The organism is uncultured Clostridium sp. (genome assembly GCF_937920395.1).
Taxonomy (GTDB): Bacteria; Bacillota; Clostridia; order Clostridiales; family Clostridiaceae; genus Clostridium_AD.
In genome coordinates, this window is the sequence record NZ_CALEVF010000203.1 from 1 (window position 1) to 3,671 (window position 3,671).

Genomic DNA, 3,671 nt, shown 5'->3' on the forward strand with positions numbered 1-3,671 from the left:
GTTGCATTAAATGGATTAACTGGTATTGAAATATTTAAAGAAAACAAACTTGATTTGATAATACTTGATTTGATGTTGCCTGATATTAATGGGGAAGATATATGCAAGATTATCAGGGAAACATCAGAGGTATATATTTTCATGTTAACGGCAAAAGGAACATTAGAAGATAAAATAGAAGGGCTTAATATTGGGGCAGATGAATATTTGGTTAAACCTTTTAGCCCGAGAGAACTTACAGCAAGAGTTAATGCCTTGTTTAGGAGGTTTAATAACGTTAACGCTTCAATTCTAAGTTTTGACAGTGGAAAATTAGTTATAAATACGGAGGAGAGGTCAGTAAAAGTAAAAGGTATTACTATAATGCTTACACCAAATGAATTCGATATACTTTATACGCTTGCTATTAACAAGGGAAGAGTATTAACAAGAGACCAATTAATTCAAAAAATATTCGGATTAGATTTTGAAGGTTATGATAGAACTGTTGATGTTCATATTAAAAATTTAAGAAAAAAAATAGAGGAAGACAGTAAAAATCCAAGATATGTAATAACAGTTGTTAAAATCGGTTACAAGTTTGGATGTGATAATTGATGTATAGCATAAGAAAAAAACTTAGCATTATTCTAGTTGCTAGCTCAATTATAGCAATTTTATTAACTTCTCTGTTTGTTAATTTAAGTATAAATAATACTTTTAACAAGTATTTGGCAGATAATCAAACGAAAAGAGATATTAGAATTGTAGAATATTTTCAAGAAGTTTATAAAAGGGATGGTAAATGGAGCAAAAATTCTGGGTCAGAAATGATGCATGAGGCCTATATGAGTAATTATTGTTTGACATTACTTAATAATAGTAAAAAGCAAGTATGGGGAATGAATCCAAATGATATAAGTGAGAAAGCGCATCTAACAAAACTTAATTCAGAAAATAGCGGGATATACACTTCAAAATATCATGAAATAAAATCAGGTAAAAACATTGTAGGATATGTTGTAATTGGTCAATATTCTTCAGTTTTATTATCTAACGATGATATTAATTTTAAAACTTCTGTCAATGTAAGTATAGCGATAAGTGTAATTGTAACACTTGTAATAACTATATTAATTAGTTTGTATATTTCAAAGCAATTCTCTATCCCAATTAAGGCTGTATCTGATATGTCAGTGGATTTATCAAAAGGTAATTTTAATTCAAGGTCGAATAGTACAAGTAATATAACTGAAATTGAAAGTCTTTTGACAAGTATAAATACACTAGGAGAAAAGTTAGAACAGCAAGATTTAATAAGAAAAAGGCTTGTCTCTGATATATCTCATGAAATTAGAACACCATTAAATATTTTACAGAATAATTTAGAGGCTATGATTGATGGATTATTTCCAATAACTATAGAAAGACTAATTTCATTAAATGATGAGGTAATTAGATTTGGTAAGTTACTAAACAATCTAAATACGCTGAAGAAATTTGAGTCAGAGCAAATACCATTAATAAGTGAACATATCGATGTGAAAGAAGTTATTTATTCTGTATGTGAAGATTTCTCTTCAGTTTTAAAGGAAAAAAATATTACGTTAAATTATAAAGTAAACAACGAGGTCAATTATATTATTCTTGGTGACAAAGATAAACTTAAACAAGTATTTATTAATCTTATATCAAATGCCATTAAATTTAATAAAAAGGATGGGTATATAGATGTAGCTACAAGTAAAAGCAACTCTAAAATAATGGTTAATGTTAAAGATACTGGAATAGGAATAAAAAAAGAAGATTTACCATTTATATTTGAAAGGCTTTACAGAGGGGATAAAAGTAGACATGAAATTGATGGCAATGGTATAGGATTAACTGTTGTAAAAAATATACTATTAATTCATTGTGCATCAATAGAGGTAAAAAGTGAATTGGGTAAAGGTAGTGAATTTATTATTGAATTTAAAAATGTAGAAAATATTTAATGTTAAATAAAACTTTGTAATCAGCTTAATATAAGGTAATGTTTAGCTGATTACGTGAAACTCTTTTCTACAGTGTATCAATTACTTTAGGAACTACTTTATTATTAGCTGGTTGTGGTGCGCAAAAATCTCATCAAGCTACTCCTGGAACAAACACCAAAACAAATGTAGCAGAAAAACAATCACCTTCCAAAGTAAAGAAAACATCTTCTGTTTATGATGGAAGCAAAAACATGAGAAATGTTCTTAAAGACATGAAAACTCAATTATCAAATAAAGAAGAAGATAAATTTATTAAAACTTCGGATAAACTAGAAGAGAACTGGAAGTTATTTGAGGATGATGTAAAGGCTAAACACCTAGATCTTTACAAAGGTGTTGAGGACCCACTCGGAATTATTCAAGCAGGAGTAAAGATAAAGCCAATAGACACAAAAACAATAAGCACTTCAATGGAATCCTTAGATAAAGTATTAACTGAAATACAAAATATAAAATAAACTTAAAAGAAAAAATAGTTCAGTATATATATTGAAATTTGGCAAATGACATTTGATTAATAAAATGTCATTTGTTTTTTTCTTTCATTTATAATTTACAAATTTTGAAAAGCTTAATTTCTTTAAATTAGTTGCTAAGTTTAAAGTATGGTAATCCATAATGATATAGTCGTTGGAGAGTTTTAATTTTAGAATTTTTTTTAAAAAACAAAAAATGACATATATTTTGTTTTTAACCACTTATAAGTGGAACCATATGGGGGAAATAGTATAATATGTGTTATACTAGCGATATACATAAGTTTAAGGAGGCTCTATATGAATAAAATTAAACAAGAAGAAATCATGAAAGAATTTGCTATACCTCGTCCTCTTCAAGATGAGTCAGAAGAAAAATATGCAAATAGAATGATAAAAGAATCTTGTGATTTTTTAAAAAAGTATGCAGAGGTTACAGGAAAAAAAGGGTATGTTTGTCATCTAACTGGTGGAGTAGATAGTTTTGTTACAAGTATGTTAATTAAAAAATCTGGACTTGAATTAATTAATTTATCACTTCCTTTTGGAATAAAACCAGATATGGATGATGTACAAAAAGCTAAAAGTGTAATAAACCCAGAGGTATTTAAAACCTATGATATAATGGGTCCTGTTATTGAATCTATTGAACTTTTACGTGATTTACCTTCTTCAAAAGTAGATATTGGAAATACAAAAGCTAGAATAAGAATGACTGTGTTATATAGAATAGCTGAGGTTTATGATGTTTTAGTTGCTGGAGTCTCAAATGCTGCAGAGTTGACACTGGGAATGATGACTAAATATGGTGACGGTGCAGGAGATGTACAACCACTTGCAGGAATAACAAAGGGTATAGTATATGAAATGGCAAAAATACTTAATGCACCTCAATCTATAATTGATAAACTTTCTACAACAGGTGTATGGGATAATGGAACAAATCAAAAAATAGTAACAGAACTAAATCATCAGGTTTGTATATATTTAAGAGGTGGGGATATAGAAGAAGCAAATGAAGAGAAAATATTAAAGCTATATGAAGTTTCTAAACATAAAAGACATCTGCCTGTCTCGATAAAAGACACTTGGTGGATTAAATAAATTTACAAATGTTCTAAAGTGAGGGGCTGTCTCAAAATGGTTAAAAAATCATTTGAAGAGATAGCCTCTTTTCCTT

General features: G+C 28.4%; 4 protein-coding genes. All 4 read left to right on the forward strand.

Annotation, left to right across the window (positions count from 1 at the left end; all coding sequences use genetic code 11):
- On the forward strand, positions 1-597 hold a 597-nt coding region (locus tag Q0649_RS12700), incomplete at its 5' end, for a response regulator transcription factor (RefSeq protein ID WP_298842462.1).
- Positions 597-1,973 (forward strand): cell wall metabolism sensor histidine kinase WalK, encoded by a 1,377-nt coding sequence (locus Q0649_RS12705; RefSeq protein WP_298842465.1) that lies wholly within the window; start codon positions 597-599, stop codon positions 1,971-1,973. The genes Q0649_RS12700 and Q0649_RS12705, both read left to right, overlap by 1 nt.
- A 233-nt stretch (positions 1,974-2,206) precedes the next feature.
- Positions 2,207-2,473, forward strand: a complete 267-nt coding sequence (locus Q0649_RS12710) for a hypothetical protein (RefSeq protein ID WP_298842468.1) — start codon at positions 2,207-2,209, stop codon at positions 2,471-2,473.
- 318 nt (positions 2,474-2,791) lie between these two features.
- Positions 2,792-3,595 (forward strand): NAD(+) synthase, encoded by an 804-nt coding sequence (gene nadE / locus Q0649_RS12715; RefSeq protein WP_298842471.1) that lies wholly within the window; start codon positions 2,792-2,794, stop codon positions 3,593-3,595.
- The last annotated feature ends 76 nt before the right edge of the window (positions 3,596-3,671 follow it).